The following is a 20,581-nucleotide window of genomic DNA, read 5'->3' as shown; positions in this document are numbered from 1 at the left end:
GATTCAATGCGCGCTTTTTTAAACATAGAATGAGGGAATTGATATTGAAACATCGAATGCTGTTATGGATAGTAGCAACACGTAATAGTTTTGTTTCATTACTTCCATTGACATTTTTACGGGTGACATTGGATTTACTTATTTATCTGCCATGGCCTGCCTACCAACAATTGATGAATTCATTATTTGGTGCTTCATGGAAAACCCCACTACTCAGTATCAGTGAGCTGACCTTTAGCTTTTTTGCTTTGGCTTTGACAGCCATTATTTCAGTGCAATTGGTCTACAGACTTAATAGTAGCAGGAACAGCGAAAGCGATATGCCGACACCTTTAATGGTCGCTATCAGTGCGGCTATTAATTACATTATCGTGACTAGCTTGTTGGGATATTCTGCTATCGAGTTCAGCATAGAATCGATGGTACTGGCTGTCATTTTAGGGATTGCAACGGCTGAAATGATCTGTTGGTTAACCCATAAACGGCTGCTGGATTTATTACACTTATCCGTTGAATCAGACACCGCCTTTTATAACGCCATGCGCCTGACCCCGACCATTGTTATTGTCGGGGTTTTCTTTTTTGTAGTGGCAGCATTTATCAATTTGTTACCTGATTTTCCTGATGTGTACGATGGCCTCACGCATTGGGCTCAGGCTGAGGGTTATGGCGCATGGATATTAAGCACGCTGACGGTATTGGTTAATCAGGGTTTATGGTTTATTGGCGTTCACGGTGGTATCGCTATTCAGTCTTACCACGACGGGGCATTTTTTATTCATGATATTGCTGCTATCAGTGCTGATTGGGTGACACGTTCTGTTTATGACAGTTTTGTTTTGATAGGTGGCTCTGGTGCAACGCTAGGCTTAGTGATTGCTATTTTGATAACGACACGCCGTGGCATGCAAAATAAAGTCGCCAAAATTTCGATCATCCCTAGTCTGTTTAACATCAATGATATTCTCATTTACGGTTTACCGATTGTTCTCAACCCACGCTATTTAATTCCCTTTTTTATGGTGCCTTTGTCATTAATGGCTGTCTCATTACTGGCTTTTCAATCAGGCTTGGTACATGTAGTGAACCCAGGCAGTGTGACCTGGACGACACCGCCCATTTTGTCTGCGTGGTTACTGACTGAGTCATGGTATGGAGTTGCACTGCAATTGTTGACAATCAGTATCAGTACACTGCTCTATTTACCTTTTGTTCGCAAAGCCGAGATATACAGACATCAGCAAGAGCAATTGGCTTTTGAAGAGGCGACTAACACCATCATCCATAATGGCCAGACCAAACAACAAATTATCAGCAGACAAGACAAGGTTGGAATGATTGCCAGAGATCTGGTCTATGATTTGCGTCAGGCAATTTACCATGATGAATTAACGGTTGTTTACCAACCTAAACATCATCGTGCTGGTCACATTGTTGGGGTTGAAGCACTGGTTCGCTGGACGCACCCAAGATACGGTTTTGTGTCTCCTGCGATGCTAGTCATGCTGGCTGAAGATAGTGGTGATATTAATAAATTAGGTCGTTGGGTATTCGAACACTGCTGTATCGCTAAGGCGAAATGGAATGCTGAAGGCCATCAGGCGCTGACAATGGCCATCAATATCTCTCCACTGCAACTGAGTGATAATGCTTTACCGACTTTTTTATCGGGCTGTGTCACTAAATACGGACTTCATCCTGAAGAAATTGAGCTGGAAATTACCGAGTCATCAGAAATTTCTGATTCACAGCAAGTTGAGAAAATATTACAAGAAATCAGTGATATAGGTATTCACTTGGCTATGGATGATTTTGGCATGGGGTATTCCTCACTGTTACATATGCGTCGCTTTAAAGTAAATGCGATTAAGATTGATGGATCGATTACACGTGATGTTCTAACCAATTCAACTAATGCCGATATCATTCGCACCATCAGTGCTTTAGGTAAAGCTCAAAAAGTCTCTGTGGTAGCAGAATACGTGGAAACAAAAGAACAACGTGAAGCCTTGCTTGAGATGGGCTGTGATATCTTTCAAGGCTATTATCATAGTCCACCACTCAAACCTGAAGATTGCCCTGGGTATTTTTTATCTCATCGCCATGAAGGTGCTGAATAAATGACAAATGCTGCTGATACGGTGATGACGCTTTATCACTGGAATATTCTGATTGTGCCAAGTGGTGAGGAAATTTTTGTTGGGCTGCGTCAACGTCCTGAAACCGTGCCTCCATTCAAGCCTGCTGATGAAGAAGATGAGCTGCTTCCATTTACTTTACGTAACAGCAGCCCGATTACTGAATTTAATCCGGCACGAGGCATAGGTTATACCGAATCTGGCCGACGTTATGTGGTTATCGGACCGGCCAGCGATCCAACCGGCATGATTCGTTTGAGTGTCGATCAAATGATGCCAACTGAACAAATTAACTGGAAATATCCATTCAGCGACTGACATCCTTGTCAGTCAGCACATCATTAAATCTGCTTTTCTATTGTATAGATCTGCTTTTTATTATCGGTCACTTCTGCTTTTAGCAAACCATGCCCTGCTTTCCCGGCTGGCAGCATAAAACGCATGCTGGGATCTTCACTAATCGATATGCCAGTATCAATAGTCATCAACACCTTACCTTCCAGCGTGATCTGCATTTTTTCGACATAATGTGCCGGAATATAACCACGGGTTTTTAAGTCCATTTGCAGACCGCTATTGTTGGGATGACTGATGACCACCTGAACTGGTTTCGCCTCATAAGAGTCACCATCACGATAACGAATCTGCATTTTGCCCAGTCTCGCCAAGGCAGCGACCTGATCTTTTGCTGCTGGCGCACTACAACCACCCGAAGCTTTCACAAAACGCTTCACCATGTGCAGGCTGCCATCGTTCATTTCTGCAATGGCTCGAATATAGGTGTATTGATCGACCCGCATTCGTGTCGATATATCAACCGTTTCCAAACTCGGTGACAAATGGAAGTTAGCTGAATACGGCATTGGATTATTATCAATAAATACATGCAGATTTTTGATGTAAGAACTGGCGGTTTGCGGTTGCTTTGAATAGAGATGGATTGGCACTATCGCCGCGTCTTCAGCTCTTTTTGGTGCTTCGATCACTAACCAGTCATCGGCATCTTCTAAAATCGTTTTATTTTCAAAATAGATTTCTTTAAGGGTTTGCCATTGCTCCTGAGGCTCATCAGCGGCCATGCACAAAGCTGGCAACAAAAATAAGCTCAATAAAGCAGCAAGCCCGATATTTTTAAATAATGTGTTCATTCGGTTATTCCCATTCCAGTTCAGTAAAAGCCGCTGTGATATTGCGTTTATGATAGTCGTCGAATAACAGCCACTTACCCTTCTCACTCAGGCCGACGGATTCGGTTGCTTCGTTGATGGTTCCCATATTATTAATGATGGCTCTGATTTGCTCTCGAATCGTACTGAAATAATGCGCTTCATCATCAAAGGCTTGTTGCCACTCTTCATGTTGAGCAGGTCCATGGCCGGGAATCACCGCATTTAACTTCATGGATTTAAGTGCTTCAATTGTGCTTAGCCAACCATTAATACTGCCATCCAAGGCTGGAATCCGTTTTACAAAGAGTAAGTCGCCGGTCCATAAAGTCTTGGTTTTTTTATCCAGCACGGTCAGGTCATTATCTGTGTGTGAGGTGGGATAACTGTTTAGTACCAATTCTCGCCCGCCTAAATCGATGGTGAGAGGTTCACCCACACTGACCAGTCGTGTTGGTTCAATAAACTCTGTGCCTTTGTAATATTCCCCCAGAATGTCGCTGAAGCGTGTTTCATAGAATGCTTTTCGGGCTTCGATAGCGGCTGGCATTTTGTCATTACCAATAAAAGTGGCTTTGGTTTCTTTAAATGCCGCATTGCCTAGAAAATGATCGGGATGGGCATGGGTATTAATGACATAACAGATTGGCAAATCACTTTTTTCACGAATGGCTTCAAATAACGCTTTACCCTCAAGATAACTGCCACCGCTATCCACTACGGCAATACACTTGTCACCGACAATGAAACCGGTATTCGCGATTTCGCCTTTATTATGTTGATTGGCATCCTCTTGTGCTCCCTGATGGTAAAAAATACCATCTGAGACCTGTTTTAACGGATAGTCATCCGCATAAACGTTCACTGCCAGCATGCTGCTGAGTACGATACTGATGCCGCTTATATAAGCTTTTGTTTTGTTTTTCATTTCTCTCCCCTTCAATTAGGGTGTCTTCCTTATCTCAAGATTTGGGTTTTATTGTATTTTTAACTTCTGAGATGACATTTGCTGGGAAACCACCTTGTTCAGCATGACGCAAGATTAAGTCTTTATTTTCTGCCTTGTAAACACAATAGATTTTGTTATCGGTGACATAACTTTCCACCCACTCTATCTCAGGCCCCATTTCTCGCAAAACAGAACAGGATTTATCGCTTATCTGGTCAAGTTCATTGACTGTTAGCTCACCTGCCCCTGGAATCTCGCGTTCGATAATGTACTTATTCATGATTTCACCTCATTAAACATGACCGGTCGTCTTTATTTAGGTTCAAAAAAATTCAACGTTTAGTGTTGAATAAAATAATCATCAAGTAATAGCGTCAAGCAACGTTTTAATGCTTGCGTCGACTTTTCGATTTTCATCTGTAGTAATGCGCCTTGCCATTGATCAAATAACAGTTTTGCCATTACCTCTGGTGTAATATCCTGACGAAGAATACCGCTCTGCTGTGCTTCCCCCAGGCCTTGTTCGAGTAATTGGCAATAGTCACTCACTGCAGCTAACAATGTTTGTCGGCATAATTCACTGGCACTGCTGATTTCCCCCATCATATCGCCTAATAAGCAGCCACCACGGTAATCTGACTGCTCCAGATCCTCGATTAGTGATTCAAAGTAGGCTTTGATAGCCTCGTGACCATTTAAGTCTGTTTTGTTCAGAAAAGATTGTAGCCGTGCAATAAATGGGGCGATGTAGTGACGAATGGCTTCTGCCGTGAAGTTCTCTTTACTTTCAAAGTAGCTATAGAACGAGCCTTTGGGCACCTGAACGGTATCTAATATCAATTTGATACCGGTGCCATGATAACCATTTCGCATCAGTAACTGGATCCCCTGATTGAGGATTTGTTCTTTTTTAATCTGTTTTTGTGTACTCATATCTGCATAATGCGACCGGTCGTCTTTGCTTGTCAATCATTGATCGTAGAGATTCACTTTTCGCTTCGGCACTCTCTGGCTTGCAAGCGTGCATACGCTTCCGCTTCATGATGTATATCACTAATCAGACCGCGATGTAATGCAACCGAAATCGCATCCTGATTATGAAATCGTGCGCCTTGTTTAAACAGTAAATCCAGCAAGTCACGTGCAGGCATATCTAAGTATTTCGATAATTCCTGAGCTTCTTTGGAGAGCTTGTCCAGTACTTCAGGATGTTGCTGTTGCACATTCAGCGTCGCCAGGTTATCAATGATGGCCAACTCTCTTATCGTTTCATCACTGAGTCCGTTATCCTGAACAAACCGTAGACTGGTTAACCCTGTCAATTGATGAAATGTATTTTGAACAAGATTTAAATCGGCATTCCTTCCGGCTAACGCGACTTTTAACCATTTCAGGCGATGCCTTGCGAGAACAATCATGCTTTTTTCTGTTTCTCTACTCATGCTAATTGCTCCGAGTCAAAACACACTTCCTTTGTTATCACATAAAACCTGTCTCTGACAAACCTTGATCGTATTTTTTAATATGGAAAAACAGCCATACCCCCTGATTTTCTATTAGAATCAATGACTCACTATATGGATAAAGCATTTAGCTGAGGTAACGCATGAAATACGTTTATTGCCTGATAATGTTCTGTCTGACGACATCATTCGCCACAGCGGATGACCTTGAACGAAATACAATCACCAGTTGTGCTTACCAGGCTGGAACAGCCTATGAAATACAAAAAATCAGACAAACTGAGGGTGATGACTGGGCCACATTTGAGAATAAAATCAATTCGATTTATAAAGATACACAAGGACGTGATGATCTTTTAGCAATAGGAAGACGCGTTTATATTTACCCAGTTGAAACCTCTGTCGATAAAGTGCATGAAGAGCTGTTTCAGGCTTGTGTAAAACGCCAACAAGGAACTGAACCATTAATTTAATAAAGCGGATGTTTGCGTGTAGACCAATACACCATTTTTTCTAATAATTGATCGAGCTTAATAGGCTTTGTCATGTAATCACTCATACCTGCTCGCAAACATTTCTCATCGTCCCCTTTCATGGCATTAGCCGTTAAAGCAATGATTGGTACATCCTGACAGTGTTTACCTAACTTACCTTCTCGGATTTGCTTACTGGTGGTATAGCCGTCCATCACTGGCATTTGACAGTCCATCAAAATCAGCTGTATTGGCTTATAAGCATCAAATTGAGTGAGCAATTGACTTGCTTGAACACCATTTTCAGCCGTAGTGAATTGCACATTTAGTCGAGTCAGAAAAAATTCCAGCACAGATCGATTAGTAATGTCGTCATCTACAATCAAAACATGTGCGCCTTGTAGATCAGATTCTGTGAACGATGCTTGTTGGTGAACTTCTGTGTTTGTTAATTTCGGCGCTGTCTCTTTCAGCCGTTTTAGTTTGATAGTGAAACAAAAACAAGAGCCTTTACCCGACTCGCTTTTAACGGTGATATTGCCCCCCATTAATTCACACAGTTTTTTTGAGATCACCAAGCCCAGCCCAGTACCGCCAAAACTTTTTGATGAACTGTTGTCAATTTGTTCAAAGGGTTCAAACAGACGACTTATCTGATTGGCATTAATACCAATACCACTATCTATCACCTGGCAGGATAGCGTCATATCATTATCAGATTGCTCAACAAGACTGGCCTTGAGCTGAATATGACCATACTGGGTAAATTTATCTGCATTGCTTAATAGATTGCGCAGGATTTGTTCTAGACGGGTAGCATCACCTACGACCACTAAATCCTTGTTCCAGTCTAGCGACAGATGATAGTTTTTATCCTTATTTTTGTTACGTAAACTGAAGGTTTCAAACACATCTTCAAATAGCTTTGTCAGATTAAATATGTCATCACGAATGTGAACTTTTTTAGCTTCAAGTTTGGAAAAATCGAGAATGTCATTGATGATATTGAGCAGCAAGTCGGCACTTTTACTGGCTAATTCGATGTGCCGTTGCTGAGTTGCCGTAAGCTCACTGTGGCTTAAGATATCCAGCATACCAATCACACCGGCTATGGGACTGCGTAACTCATGTGTCATATTCGCCATAAAAGCTGATTTGGCTTTGCTGGCCTGCTCTAGTCGCTGACTGGACAAACGAAGTTCAATAAGCGACTCCACCTGATACGCAAACATCTGCAGGCGCTTTAATTCTTGTTCACTTAATGTTCTGACTTTGTGATCAATGATACATAGAGTGCCCAGCAAATATTGGTGATTATTAAATCTGTATCGCAGTGGAACCCCAGCATAGAAAACAATGTGTGGTGGACCTGTGACCAGAGGATTGTCTCTGAACCGTTCATCTGCATCGGTATTTTCAATGACCAATGGAGTTTTATGATAAATGGCATGGCCGCAAAAAGAGATGTCACGTCCCGTTTCGCAAACATCCAAACCTTGTATCGATTTAAACCACTGGCGGGATTCATCAATTAGAGAAATCGCCACGATTGGGATGTCAAAAACATGGGCGACCAATCGAGTGAGATTATCAAAAACTGCTTCAGGCTCTGAATCCAGAAGCTCAAGAGAAAATAAAGCGTCTAAACGTTCTCGTTCATCGCCAGGTATTTTCGGTGCTTCCATTGTCTGCGCCCCCGCCAAGTTACCTCCCGCTTTGACACTAAATTACTATAGTAAAATCAATCGGGTAGAAAAACTGATATAGCGCCATCATAGCAGAATCTGTATGCAAAAAAACCGGCTCATGTGTTGAATAATATTCAGTGATCAGCATAGGCCGTTTTCAGTGAAGTGAATCGTTTTCTTAGTGAGACTCCGTTACTATGACGTTTGTCATCATTGGGTTGTCAACATGGATATCGTTTACATTTTATTGTTAGTTCTATTACATGCAGGTCCAGCGGCTTATAGTGTTTTTCATATTTTGCTTTACAAACGTGACAGCCGAGCTGCACTTGGCTGGATAATGTCTTGCTTGTTTATTCCCTATGGTGGCCCAGTCGCTTATTTTTTCTTTGGTGTGAACCGGGTTCGCAGCCGTGCCACCAGTATTAAACGGCGTTTATTCAAAATTCCGTTTGAATCAGGTTATGCCAAACGCTCGATAATCCATATCACTAGTTACGGACTGGATAGTATTGGTGAAAGAATCACTGGAACCAAACTCAGTGCTGGTAATGATGTCAGCATTTTCCATAATGGTGATGAAGCCTATCCCGCTATGATTAAGGCCATCAAAGTAGCTCAAAAGCGTATTCTGTTAACCACCTATATTCTCAAAACAGACAAAACAGGCACTGAGTTTATTGACGCGCTTTCTGATGCCGTCAGACGCGGTGTTGAAGTCAAGGTGATCATTGATGGCATTGGTGAGTGGTATTCCTGGCAAAAACCGTCAAAGCGTTTAAAAGCGCTGGGCATAGAAGTCGCAAAATTCACACCACCACGTCTTCTGCCCCCCAATATCTATATCAATATGCGTAATCACCGCAAACTGATGGTCGTTGATAACACTATCGCGTTTGCCGGTGGCATGAATATTAGCGATGATCATCGTCAACTTGCACTGCAACCCAGACGCATCACCGATATTCACTTTAGTTTTGAAGGGCCCGTTGTAAAAGATTTAATTCGTATTTTTTATGATGACTGGTTAATTGCCAGTGAAACAAAAATGGATTGCTCGTTCCCGACACCGAATCCTCGGCCAAACAGCTATCACTGTCGCGTGATTCCGGAAGATCCAGATGAAGCGATGGATGCCTTATCGTTAACGATTCAGAGCGTGATTTCAGCGGCAAAAAACACCGTGGATATTATGACGCCCTACTTTATCCCCAGCCGGGAAATCATCGCCTCCTTACAATCAGCATCGATGCGTGGTGTTCGGGTTCGTATCGTGTTGCCAGCAAAAAATAATCTCATCTATATTCATTGGGCTAACCGAAATATGCTGACTGAACTGTTGCTTTGGAATGTAGAAGTCTTTTATCAACCGGCGCCGTTCTGTCATAGCAAACTACTATGTGTTGATGATCATTATTCTCTGGTGGGATCGGCTAATCTGGATCCTCGCAGTCTGAGGCTAAACTACGAATTAGGCATTGAGATTTTCTCACACACCTTAAATAAAGAATTAAGCCAACACTTTGATAATATCATTGCGAGAAGTGAAGCAATCAGTGATAAGGATCTGGCAAACCGTAGCGTGCCTGTTAGACTACGCGACTCATTTATGAGCTTGTTATCCCCTTATTTGTAAACGATAACCTAGTGCAACCGTCTGGAGAACCCAATGATTACCTCATTTATTTTAATTCAAACTGAACGTACGAAAATTACCCAAGTTGCTGAAACACTGGCGGATGTCGATGGTATCAGTGAAGTCTATTCTGTCAGCGGTAATTATGACCTGGTGGCCATTGCCCGGGTTAAGGATAATGATGAACTCGCTACCTTGGTGACCAGCAAAATTGTCGATATCGAAGCGATTACGAAAACTGAGACCATGCTGGCTTTTCGCGTTTATAGCAAACATGATCTCGACTCAATGTTTTCAATCGGTCTCTAAGTTAATTCGCTGACATTGAGCCTGTGGTGGCAGGCTCTTTATTAGCGTTATTACTTTTCACAATCACCGTACAAGTCATACCGGCAGCCAGCAGCGTCTGCTCGGGAATATCATCTAAAGTGATACGCACCGGTATACGCTGCTCCAGACGAACCCAGTTAAACGTGGGGTTTACATCAGCCACCAAGTCACGGCTCTCCGGGTTGTCGCTGTCATAGATGCCTCTGGCAATACTCTCAACATGACCCGTCAGTATTTGCCCATTCATCAGTTCAATATCGACAGGATCATTCACTTCTAGCAAAGCCAGCTTTGTCTCTTCAAAATAGCCGTATACCCAGAAAGAATGTTTGTCGATTAATGCCATCATCGCCTGTCCTGTGTGGGCATAATCACCTACGTAGACATTTAAGTTTGTTATGTATCCATCTGTTTTTGCATAAACTTTCGTTCTTTCCAAATCCAGTTTAGCCGCATTCAACTTCGCCACTGCCGAATGGTAATCGGCTAGTGCTGCCGAGGATTGGTGATCCGCATCAATCTTACTTTCACGGGAAACCGTGCGTTTATCCATGGCCTGACGGCGTTTGGCCTGGGCCTGATACATTTCCAGAAGTGTTTTTTTGTTTGCAACCACTGCTTCTGCATTTTTGACAGCTAAGGCATAACGCTCCGCATCTACTGCCATCAGCAAATCCCCTTTTTTCACTTCCTGATTATCTTTGACAGCCACTTCAGTAACGATACCTGATACGTCTGGTGCGACATTAATAATCTCGGCACGCACACGCCCGTCACGTGTCCAGGGTGAATGCATATACTTCTGCCATAAGCTGTAGGCCAGAAAACTGGCGGCCAGAAAAAAACATAAGGTGACAAGATAACTTATAAACTTCTTCATGCTATTGATAGACCATAAAAGCAGTGAAACAAAATAAACAGACAAACACACTCAGTTTAAACAGTGCCGGATGCCAGACATAACGGTAGACACCTAAACGGGCAAACAGCATATCCAATAACCACATCAGCATTAAACTCAAAACAAACAGGCCAGTGATGGCAGGAAAGATCACACCAGAGATACTCCACTCACGCATCACATCCATCATGACTTCACTCCAGCAGGTAAAGGCTCAGCAAACAGGTAGTTATCAAGCAAGACGTTTCTAATAAAGTGCAGATAGCTCAATATCTGTTTAGGAATAGATTCATCAAAATGCACAATGTCTGAGGTATATGGCTGCAACCAGGCCATCATTTTCTCCAGATGCCCTAAAGCACTTATCCTGTGATTGGCAGTAGGTTTTTCAAACACCGTTATCAACGCTTTATTTAATCCCTGTTTATACCATTTCCAATCATCATTCAGTCCACCTGATGATGAAAGTCGTTGTTCAACATCATCGATCTCCATCAATGCATGGCCGACTATCTGCACTGAGAAGCAGGTTTTTAATAATTTTTTATATTGTTGTGGTGAGTCACCGGCAAAGCCATAGGACTGACTTAATAAGTCCCGAGTCTGGCTCTCAAATTGATGGCGACGTTGAGAACGCTGACGGTTGAATAAAGCCATTATTTGATGACGCATTTCCTTATTCAGTCGTTGCCAGACGAAACGATTATCAGCAGGAATAATAACGGTCAAAATCACAGCCACCATACTCTGAGCCAGTATCAAGGCAATATAGTTATTTAAGGTCGCCGCTGTATCATAAACCGCTTGGTTGAGCGGAATAGCACCTAAACAAAAGAAGATAAGCAGGCCCATGCCATAACCGGTGTATTTTGGTTTAGTGGAAAGATAAAGTCCCACTATCAAGGGAACAGCAAGAGCAAAACACAACAAAGCAAAACCATCTAAATGCGGTAGCAGAAGCAAATTAATAAGTATGCCACTCAGCGCTGCCAATATGGTTCCCAGGGTGATCTGTTTGGCTGATCTGGCCGGGTTTGGTGTTGTGGTCACAATGGCAGAAATCGCAATGGCGACCATCGCGAATGTACTACCACTTGGCCAGGCAATTTCAATCCAAAATGTGCCAAATAACAAAACGATAAGACTGGTTCTTAATCCAGTTATCAGTGCACCAACAGGGTTCATTTTGGTACTGAATGTCACACGCTGTCGTTCGTAATGATGTTGATCAGCCGCCAGCGTGGACTGTGTTTCACAATACAATCGCATTTCATCAAACAAACGAAAAATTAACTCACAGGCCGTGTCAAAATCCCGCTGATCTGCTTCACTGATATGACCAGGAAGAAACTGTCGCTCTTCACGAATTTTCTGTCTCAGTTGTGCTTGATGGGAAAAAATTTCATTTGCCAGATCAGCAGCCTGTTGTGAGGTCAACGTGGCATGACGAACAGGCAGCAATGTCTGTTTGACCGTATTTAAACAGCGTTCAATAGCCACCATTACCGACGTTGGTGCATCCTGTCTGATACGATTCAAAAGCATATGCAAGCCCGCATAACGGGTCGTTAACTGCATAAACTCCTGGTTTAAACGCGCCAATCTTTGTTTACGTAACTTGGTAGAATAATCTTCTATACTACTGACATATCTAAGGTTTTCCAAACCTACAGACTGCGTTGCAAACAGCATCATTTTGTTTTCATACATTGCCTGCTGATCGGGGTTTTCCAGACTGGTAACCATAAAATCAGCAAAGTCACCAAAACGCTGGCTGACCGCTTTTTGAATTGCCTGACCTGATGTTTGTGGAAATAGGGTGGCACTGATCACCGTGGCAATGAATATACCAAGGCTAATTTCCAGTACTCGCCACACGGCTAACATAAAGGCCATATCTGGGCTTTGTATGGCGGGAATGCCTATCAATGTGGCTGTATAGCCCGCCAGCACAAAAGCATAGGAACGATAATCCCGAAATGCCATTGCCCCAGCAGCACAAAGACCAATCCACACAGCTACAGCTAACAGAAACAACACACGCTCCTGAGCGACTAATGCAACCAGAATGAGCATCACAACACAACCAATCAAGGTGCCTAGAAAGCGAAATAATCCCTTGACCAGCACCTGACCGCTCTGTGGCTGCATGACAATAACCACCGTGATACAGGCCACGGCAGGTTGTGGTAACTCCAGTCGCATGGCAAGCCATAAAGTCAGAAATAAAGCGACCAAACCCTGAATAATAAAATTCCAGGTCAGACCATCTTCATTTAACCACTGTTTTGCTGCCTGTTTTAGCGTTAACACGCTGCTGGAAGCCATTAAGGTTTTTCCTGATACCGAAGTGCAGCTTGTTTTGGACCATCATCCTCTGTGGTCAGCCCTCCGCCTAATGCAATAATGAGGTCAGCCCGATATTGCAGCACCTGCGCATTTATTTGTTGAGAAAAAAGCTGTTGCTGTAACCAGGCCAGTTTGGCATCCAGTACGGGTAAATAATCCGTCAGCCCCACTTCATAGGCGTCATTTGCATGTAGATATGCTTGATGTGATGCCTTAATAGCAGAGGCCAGTGTTGCTGATTGTGTCAGCGAACTTTTCAGTGAGACGGCGCTATCTGCAATTTGCTGCATCGCCTCAGTTAAGGTTTTTTTATACAGAGCCACTGTCATATCATAACTGGCCGTTGCTTCAGATAACTCACCTCTAATTCTGCCTGCATCAAAAATCGGCAGAGAGATGGCTGGTCCTGCGTCGTAGGTCAGTTTGTCATGACTAAAAACACTTAATACGCTTCCGTTAACAGCCATGAAACCGATAGCAGCGGAAAGATTAATATTCGGATAAAAAGCAGTATGAGCAATATCAATATGTTTATTCGCACTGAACACTAACCAGCGGCTTGCCACCACATCCGGACGATGCCCAAGTAATTCAGCTGGTATATGACTGGGTAAAGACACCTCGTCTGTTATCGTTAAGTGTGGTGGTTTTAGACTGTCAGCAAAAGCTGGGCCTTCACCTAATAAGGCCGCAATTGCATGTTTGGCTATCACAATATGATCCTTAACTGCTTCAAGTTTTGCCTCGGCGTCAGCAAGCTGCGTTTCAGCCTGATGTACCGCAACTTCCGTATTCAAGCCCATTTTCAGCTGTGCTTTTATCACATCAAGCTTCTCTTGATAGGTGTTCACAGCCTGCTGAGCCAGTTCCAGCTCATCGTGATTCAGTGACAGTTGAATATATGAAGACATTAATGCGGATTCGATATTCAGCTTCGCTATCTGGCTTTTTGCTGTTTGCTTTTTAATCTCACTTAATGCCACTTCACTTTGCAGTGAGTTTTTATTCCAAATATCAGGATCATAGTGGAGGCTGAGTAAGCCTGTATTATTCCAACTGGTGGTACCGCCCAACTCGCCCGGGCCGTAGAAATAATCCGTCGGCCAACGTTTACGGTTAATTTGAGCTTCAGCATCCATTGTTGGCGATAAAGCAGCATCGGTCTGTGCCGCTAATGACGTAGCCAGCCGAATCCTTGCCTGTGATTCCTGCACCGATGGGCTTTGGCTGACGGCAAGCTGCATTAACTGATTAAGTTGTTCATCCTGAAAACATTGCCACCACTGATCTGTCGGCCACGCCGCATCTTCTTGTATTTCTTGCACATGTTCGCTTAATTGGAAGGTGTTATCTACCGGCACATCACTCTGCGGCACAATACCCTCAGAGCTGATGCAAGCAGACAAAAGTAGCAACATCGTGTAAGGAAAAAGAAGAAATAACGTTTTCACTATCGACTCAAAATACGCTTTAAATGACAAATGGTTGGCTATTTTATTTCTTATCAAACTACCAATAAACAGTATTTAATGTTAATAATTGTTACAAAATTCGTAACAATAGGTGATAAATGGATACCATTGAATCAATGAAAATCTTTTTACAGGTAAATGAAAGCGGCAGTTTTACTAAGGCAGCAGAAAGATTGGAAACCAGCTCAGCTAATGTGTCACGTGCTATATCGGCCTTAGAACAGCACCTTAGCACTCGTTTATTACACAGAACTACGCGTCGAATCGCATTAACTGAAGCCGGCCAACGCTACCTACTGCGATGTGAACAGATATTAGCGAATGTGGAAGAAGCTGAAGCGGAAGCACGGGATGCTCAGATGAATCCGGTTGGACGACTTAGACTTCATGCAATGCCAGCATTGGCAAACAAATATCTTGTTAGAGCCGTTAGCGCCTATAGAGAGCTTTATCCGGCTGTTTCCTTTGATATCACACTGGCAAACCGTATTCCTGAGTTGATTGAGGAAGGTATTGATGTCTCGATCATCATGGCGCCACAACTGCCTGACTCCAGCCTGATAGCAAAAGTGATTGGTCAGACCTACAGCATATTGTGTGCCTCCCCAGCGTATTTAGCCGAGCACGGCATGCCTACAAACCCGGCTGACTTAGAGCAACATCAGGGTATAAAAATGGCTTCTAGCGTGCTGCCATTAGATTACTGGGAACTAACCTCAGCCATTGGCGACGCCAGCGTTGATATTAAAAATTCGCCCTTTCAAGTCAATGTAGGCAGCACCGTCAAACAAGCGATTATGCATGGTATGGGAATAGGGATGATTCCTATATTCAGTGTCGTTGATGAGTTGGCATCAGGTTCATTGATACGGGTATTACCTGACTATCGAGGCACGTTATTTAATGTCTATGCTCTCTACCCATCGCGGGCTTATCTGGATGCAAAAACCAGTAGTTGGGTCGATTTTTTAAGTCTTCACTTGCCCGATGAGCTCGCCAGGGATTCTGAACGTCTGACAGAATGAAAAGACGGCTCCAGTTTGAAACCGTCCTCACTCAAATTTATGCTGCTTTCAATAAGCTCGATTTCAGTTGCTGACACCACTGATTGAGTCGACTTTCCGTCAGTTCTGGCTGACAGTCTTCATCCAAAGCTAAGCCAACAAAAAACTGCTTATCAGCCGTCAAGGCTTTTGAGGCATCAAACTCATACCCCTCCACAGGCCAGTGACCAATAACTTTAGCCCCTCTAGCCAGCACTTTATCGTGCAACATACCCATTGCGTCCTGAAACCACTCGGCGTAGGCAAATTGATCACCCATTCCGAGAAAGGCCACGGTTTTACTGGAGAAGTCGACTTCATCAATCTCGTCCCAGACATCCTGCCAGTCTGCCTGCACCTCACCATAATCCCAGGTCGGGATAGCAAAGATGATATTGTCAAAAAACTCCAGCGCCGCCAGTCCGACATCTTTTACATCAAATAGCTCAACCTGATCTTCACCCAGGATTTTGGCTATTTTTACTGCTGCGTCTGAGGTATTACCTGTGGTTGAACCATAAATAACTGCAATCATTACTCACCTATTTGCATTTAATTAACATATGCAAATGATATTCATTATTATTTAATAATTCAACTGACAATGTCACACTGGCAAGGTGAATGCTTCACAAGGCCTATAATTGTGGACTTGTTTTTCCCGCATTACGTTTATCAAGCGCTTCCTGCTTTAACTCGCCTACCCACTCCATAGCAGCCTCATACGCCTCAACCCAACCTGGCACATCAACCATCGTTGCTGTGATATTGGTAGCGGGTTGATCATCGATTGTGCCAAATTGAAAGCTCATCCAGCTTGCACACTCATCCAGACTTTTTACTTCAGGGTTTCTGAAATCATTCACTTGATAACGGCTACCCTCTTTGTTGAATACCAGTCCCATAATGGTGTCTGCATTCAATGTCCGTGGTGGGGTGATTTGTGAACTGGATGCGCCCAAACAATTGAGTTTGCCCTGCGGAAAAATCCAGTCCAGTGGTCCGGCATTATCAAAGGGCTGACCATATTGCTCAATAAGTGATTGACGATAATCAGCGACCGTGACGGGATCGACATGGTTTTCAGAGACACGATAAATGGCAACTAAACGACCTGCTTTTGGTAAGGGCGTAAATATCAACTTAAAGCTATCTGCACGACGCTGACCTTGCTCGGTTTCCTCAATATTGGCAGATAAGCTATGAATAAAACTTGGCGTTTTATATGTCTTCACGCCATCACTGTAGGTGTAATACTGCTTTTCTTCTTCAATCGCACTGGCATTGACACCGTAATTGAGCAGAGCACTTTTTGCATCATCAAGCGTCATGCCAAGCTGTAAGCCGGCCATATCGACATCATCTGCCAATGCAGAACAGCTAAACAATATAGCTGCAAAATACGGGATGAAGGTTTTCATATTCTTTTCCTCTATGGGATCTATAAGACTGGGCTGACGATATAAAGCAATTTATTGTTAAACACAATATCCCTTGTATCATAACCCTGTTATAGGCATAAAACGTTACAGTGATGAAGCGGATTATTGTGCCTGATACAAACCTTCAAATTCACTCATGGTGAAGACAGCCATGATATTGTGCTCATCATCGAGATTTCCATACTTTGGCCCTTCTGTGCCACGTATGCTGAATAAAACACACGTATTCTCATCGCCACCACACGTTCTGTTCGGCTCAGGCTAGCTAATCATATATGCACACAATGTAGACTCTGTACCACATAAGTATGGCTAACCGCACAGTGGCTATGTAACACAGTAGGATCGTTGGCTTTGTAAAGTCGGTACTTTTACCCACAATAAACATCAGGGCTGCCATCACAACCCTGATTTTATTTTTATCTAGTTTTTACGATGATGTACCAGCAGATATAAAGCCGGTAACACGATTAGGGTAAGTAAGGTGGATGACACAATACCGCCTATCACTACCGTTGCTAATGGTCGTTGTATCTCTGCACCGGTACCCGTATTCAGTGCCATAGGAACAAAACCAAGACTAGCAACTAAAGCAGTCATCATGACCGGACGCAATCGTAACATCCCCCCCTCCACAATCGCTTTATAGAGATCGCCGTTTTGGTGCCAATGATCACGAATGAATGACAACATCACCAGACCATTTAATACCGCAATACCGGACAGGGCAATAAAACCGACAGCCGCTGAAATCGATAGAGGCATACCCCTTAACAATAAAGCCACAATGCCACCGGTTAAGGCCAACGGTACTCCGGTGAAGATAATAGCGGCATCCTTAACAGAACCCAGCATGGTCACCAATAACAATAAAATGCCAAATAAGGTGACAGGTACTACGATAGCCAGCCGTTGACTGGCTGAGGCTAGCTGTTCAAAGGTACCACCAAACTCCAGCCAATAACCATCAGGTAATGTCAGTTGCTGACCAAGTTTTTGCTGAGCTTCCTGCACAAAAGATCCCAGATCACGATCTCTGACATTGGCTGTGACCACAACACGACGTTTCGCATTTTCACGCGAGATTTGGCTTGGCACATCAACAAGTTTAATGGTTGCTATCTCCGATAACGGCACATAACTACCAGAAGGCAAAGACACGGGTAACTCAGAGAGTGCCGCCATATCCTGTCGGCGTTCATCAGCTAATCGAATAACCAGTTTAAAGCGTCGATCACCTTCATAGATTAACCCCGCATCCTGACCACCAATCGCTGTGGACAGCATAGTCTGCAAGTCATCCACACTGAGGCCATAACGCGATAGCGCCAAGCGTTTGGGTTCTACTGAGACCATCGGTAAACCACTGACTTGTTCCAGTCTGGCATCCGCTTGGCCTGGTATCTCTTTGATAATAGTTAAAATCGATTGTGCTGATTGTTTAAGCTGTTCCAGATCATCACCAAACACTTTTATGGCCACATCCGCCCTGACACCTGAGATCAACTCGTTAAAACGCATCTCAATGGGTTGGGTGAATTCATAGTTATTGCCAGGCAAGTCCTTCACAGCTGTCTCGATTTGCTTTATAAGCGCTGACTTTGGCAATGCCGGATTAGGCCAGTCTTTTCTTGGCTTTAATATTAGAAAGGTATCAGCCACATTCGGTGGCATAGGGTCGGTCGCTACTTCAGGCGTACCGATTTTGGCGTAGACCTTATCCACCTGTGGAAACTGTTTCAGCCGTTGTTCCAGTACTTCCTGCATGTCTATCGATTGCTGCAGACTGGTACCGGTGGTACGTAAGGCATGTAAGGCAATATCGCCTTCATTGAGCTGAGGAATAAACTCTGTACCCATTTTTGATGCCAACATGAGTGAACAGGCCACCAACACAAACGCAGCAACTATCACCAACCAACGTAACTTCAGACTCCATATCAACAGCGGCCGGTAAATCGATTTGCTGGCAGAAATAATCAGACTTTCACTTTCTTTGACTTTGCCTTTCATAAACACAGCCACAGCGGCAGGCACAATGGTCAGAGACATCATCATTGCTGCCAGCAAAGCCAGTACGACTGTCGCTGCCATGGGTTCAAACATCTTGCCTTCCACCCCAGTCAAAGTGAATAAAGGGATGTAAACCAGTGTGATAATCAACATGCCAAATAAGCTGGGTCGAATTACTTCATTGGTCGCATCAAACACAACCGTCAGCCGTTCATTTAATGGTAAAACTGCATCACGACCAGACTGAGCCAGTGATAAACGCCGCACACTGTTTTCCACAATAATCACTGCACCATCGACAATCAGGCCAAAATCCAGTGCGCCCAGACTCATCAGGTTGGCAGAAATACCAGCCTGAACCATGCCAGTTATGGTTGCCAACATGGCAAGTGGAATCACGGCGGCAGTGATAAATGCAGCGCGAATGTTACCCAGTAATAAAAACAACACCACAATGACCAATAATGCGCCTTCCAATAAATTTTTCTGAACGGTGGCAATCGCTTTATCGACTAGTGTAGTTCTGTCATATACCGCTTCGGCAATAACGCCGTCAGGTAGCGTCAACTGAATCTGGTTTAACTCAGCAGCAACCCGTTTGGCGACCTCACGTGAGTTCTCCCCTATCAGCATCATCGCCGTGCCCATCACCGTTTCCTGACCATTCTGGGTAGCAGCGCCGGTTCTTAGCGTTTTACCGATTGCTACATCAGCAATATCCATAATCTTGATTGGCGTGCCTGACATCTGCTTCACCACGACCTGCTCGATATCATCGATGGTTTGTAACTGTCCTGGAGAACGCACCAGTAATTGCTGTCCATAACGCTCGATATAACCGGCACCACGATTACTATTGTTTGCTTTTAATGCGTGATGGATGTCGCCAAAGCTGATACCAAACTCCAGCATTTTTTGTGGATCAGGTTGGATATGGTATTGCTTAGCATAGCCGCCTATCGTATTGACCTCGGTAATCCCTGGTACACGCGTTAACCGGGGCTGAATAATCCAGTCCTGTATTTCACGTAACGCCGTCATATCATAGGGTTGACCATTGGCTTGTCGGGCTTTTGGTTGAGCAGAAACGGTATAAACAAAAATCTCACCCAATCCGGAGGCAATCGGCCCCATTTCGGGCTCCAAGCCATCAGGCAGTTCACTTTTGATACTAGCCAGACGGTTATTTAGCAGATTTCGGGCGAAATATAAATCCGTCCCCTCTTTAAATACGACGGTGACCTGCGATAGACCATAACGAGAAATCGATCGTGTATACGACAACTGAGGAATACCCGCCAGCGCACGCTCAACGGGGTAGGTAATACGCTGCTCGGTTTCTAACGGCGAATACCCCTCAGCTTTGGTATTAATCTGTACCTGCACATTGGTGATATCCGGTACCGCATCAATAGGTAAATGCTGGTAACTCCAAGCACCAGCTGCCATTAGTAAGATAATTAATGACAATATAAGACCACGTCGCTCAATAGAGAAACGTAAAATTGAAGCAATCAT

The 20,581-nt window shown here is 43.7% G+C and carries 19 protein-coding genes; 6 read left to right on the top strand and 13 right to left on the bottom strand.

Annotation, left to right across the window (positions count from 1 at the left end; genetic code table 11):
- The first annotated feature begins 56 nt into the window (after positions 1–56).
- Positions 57–2,120 carry an EAL domain-containing protein gene (locus B2248_RS01240; RefSeq protein WP_273181477.1) on the top strand — a complete coding sequence of 688 codons (2,064 nt, stop codon included), beginning with the start codon at positions 57–59 and terminating at the stop codon, positions 2,118–2,120.
- The gene (locus B2248_RS01235; RefSeq protein ID WP_273181479.1) at positions 2,121–2,456 is read left to right on the top strand and encodes a hypothetical protein; all 336 of its coding nucleotides are present in this window, start codon (positions 2,121–2,123) and stop codon (positions 2,454–2,456) included.
- Between the two features lie 23 nt (positions 2,457–2,479).
- On the opposite strand, the gene B2248_RS01230 is transcribed toward B2248_RS01235, so the two are convergent.
- Genes B2248_RS01230 through B2248_RS01210 form a run of 5 tightly spaced genes read right to left on the bottom strand, consistent with a single transcriptional unit; the run spans position 2,480 to position 5,695 of the window.
- Entirely contained in the window at positions 2,480–3,286 is an 807-nt protein-coding gene (locus B2248_RS01230) for a quinoprotein dehydrogenase-associated SoxYZ-like carrier (RefSeq protein WP_273181480.1), read from the bottom strand.
- 4 nt (positions 3,287–3,290) lie between these two features.
- Positions 3,291–4,232 (bottom strand): quinoprotein relay system zinc metallohydrolase 2, encoded by a 942-nt coding sequence (locus B2248_RS01225; protein WP_273181482.1) that lies wholly within the window; start codon positions 4,230–4,232, stop codon positions 3,291–3,293.
- A gap of 34 nt (positions 4,233–4,266) precedes the next feature.
- Positions 4,267–4,533 (bottom strand): DUF4242 domain-containing protein, encoded by a 267-nt coding sequence (locus B2248_RS01220; RefSeq protein WP_007145261.1) that lies wholly within the window; start codon positions 4,531–4,533, stop codon positions 4,267–4,269.
- 59 nt (positions 4,534–4,592) lie between these two features.
- Positions 4,593–5,186 carry a TetR/AcrR family transcriptional regulator gene (locus tag B2248_RS01215; RefSeq protein ID WP_273181486.1) on the bottom strand — a complete coding sequence of 198 codons (594 nt, stop codon included), beginning with the start codon at positions 5,184–5,186 and terminating at the stop codon, positions 4,593–4,595.
- A gap of 53 nt (positions 5,187–5,239) precedes the next feature.
- Entirely contained in the window at positions 5,240–5,695 is a 456-nt protein-coding gene (locus tag B2248_RS01210; RefSeq protein WP_007145263.1) for a hypothetical protein, read from the bottom strand.
- A gap of 164 nt (positions 5,696–5,859) precedes the next feature.
- Between B2248_RS01210 and B2248_RS01205 the strand changes: the two genes are divergently transcribed.
- The gene (locus B2248_RS01205; RefSeq protein WP_273181489.1) at positions 5,860–6,189 is read left to right on the top strand and encodes a hypothetical protein; all 330 of its coding nucleotides are present in this window, start codon (positions 5,860–5,862) and stop codon (positions 6,187–6,189) included.
- On the opposite strand, the gene B2248_RS01200 is transcribed toward B2248_RS01205, so the two are convergent.
- Positions 6,186–7,874, bottom strand: coding sequence for a GAF domain-containing hybrid sensor histidine kinase/response regulator (locus B2248_RS01200; RefSeq protein ID WP_273181491.1), 1,689 nt, complete (start codon positions 7,872–7,874; stop codon positions 6,186–6,188). The two genes, B2248_RS01205 and B2248_RS01200, sit on opposite strands and share 4 nt — an antisense overlap.
- Positions 7,875–8,103: 229 nt before the next feature.
- Between B2248_RS01200 and B2248_RS01195 the strand changes: the two genes are divergently transcribed.
- Complete coding sequence (locus B2248_RS01195) at positions 8,104–9,513, top strand: phospholipase D-like domain-containing protein (RefSeq protein WP_273181493.1); 1,410 nt, start codon at positions 8,104–8,106, stop codon at positions 9,511–9,513.
- A gap of 33 nt (positions 9,514–9,546) precedes the next feature.
- The gene (locus B2248_RS01190; RefSeq protein ID WP_273181495.1) at positions 9,547–9,822 is read left to right on the top strand and encodes an Lrp/AsnC family transcriptional regulator; all 276 of its coding nucleotides are present in this window, start codon (positions 9,547–9,549) and stop codon (positions 9,820–9,822) included.
- Position 9,823: 1 nt separating this feature from the next.
- Here B2248_RS01190 and B2248_RS01185 read toward each other — a convergent pair whose 3' ends face one another.
- From B2248_RS01185 to B2248_RS01170, 4 genes are read right to left on the bottom strand one after another with little or no spacing between them, the layout of a single operon-like run.
- On the bottom strand, positions 9,824–10,723 hold the full coding sequence (locus B2248_RS01185; RefSeq protein ID WP_273181496.1) for an HlyD family secretion protein: 900 nt from the start codon (positions 10,721–10,723) through the stop codon (positions 9,824–9,826).
- A gap of 1 nt (position 10,724) precedes the next feature.
- A complete protein-coding gene (locus tag B2248_RS01180; protein ID WP_007145270.1) occupies positions 10,725–10,934 on the bottom strand; it encodes a DUF1656 domain-containing protein in 210 nt (69 codons plus the stop codon).
- Positions 10,931–13,072 carry an FUSC family protein gene (locus B2248_RS01175; RefSeq protein ID WP_273181498.1) on the bottom strand — a complete coding sequence of 714 codons (2,142 nt, stop codon included), beginning with the start codon at positions 13,070–13,072 and terminating at the stop codon, positions 10,931–10,933. Before B2248_RS01175 ends, B2248_RS01180 begins: the two co-directional genes overlap by 4 nt.
- The gene (locus B2248_RS01170; protein ID WP_273181501.1) at positions 13,072–14,544 is read right to left on the bottom strand and encodes an efflux transporter outer membrane subunit; all 1,473 of its coding nucleotides are present in this window, start codon (positions 14,542–14,544) and stop codon (positions 13,072–13,074) included. Before B2248_RS01170 ends, B2248_RS01175 begins: the two co-directional genes overlap by 1 nt.
- A 119-nt stretch (positions 14,545–14,663) precedes the next feature.
- Between B2248_RS01170 and B2248_RS01165 the strand changes: the two genes are divergently transcribed.
- Entirely contained in the window at positions 14,664–15,590 is a 927-nt protein-coding gene (locus B2248_RS01165; protein WP_273181503.1) for a LysR family transcriptional regulator, read from the top strand.
- Positions 15,591–15,627: 37 nt separating this feature from the next.
- Here B2248_RS01165 and fldB read toward each other — a convergent pair whose 3' ends face one another.
- From fldB to B2248_RS01150, 3 genes are all read right to left on the bottom strand, one after another.
- Positions 15,628–16,143: a flavodoxin FldB gene (gene fldB, locus B2248_RS01160; RefSeq protein WP_007145274.1), complete on the bottom strand. Its 516-nt coding sequence runs from the start codon at positions 16,141–16,143 to the stop codon at positions 15,628–15,630.
- 103 nt (positions 16,144–16,246) lie between these two features.
- Positions 16,247–17,029, bottom strand: coding sequence for a hypothetical protein (locus B2248_RS01155; protein WP_273181506.1), 783 nt, complete (start codon positions 17,027–17,029; stop codon positions 16,247–16,249).
- A 444-nt stretch (positions 17,030–17,473) separates the two neighbouring features.
- Positions 17,474–20,581: an efflux RND transporter permease subunit gene (locus B2248_RS01150; RefSeq protein ID WP_273181508.1), complete on the bottom strand. Its 3,108-nt coding sequence runs from the start codon at positions 20,579–20,581 to the stop codon at positions 17,474–17,476.

The sequence above is a fragment of the Methylophaga sp. UBA2012 genome (assembly GCF_002335235.1).
Taxonomy (GTDB): Bacteria; Pseudomonadota; Gammaproteobacteria; order Nitrosococcales; family Methylophagaceae; genus Methylophaga; species Methylophaga thalassica.
This window is presented reverse-complemented; position numbering and strand designations above follow the sequence as displayed.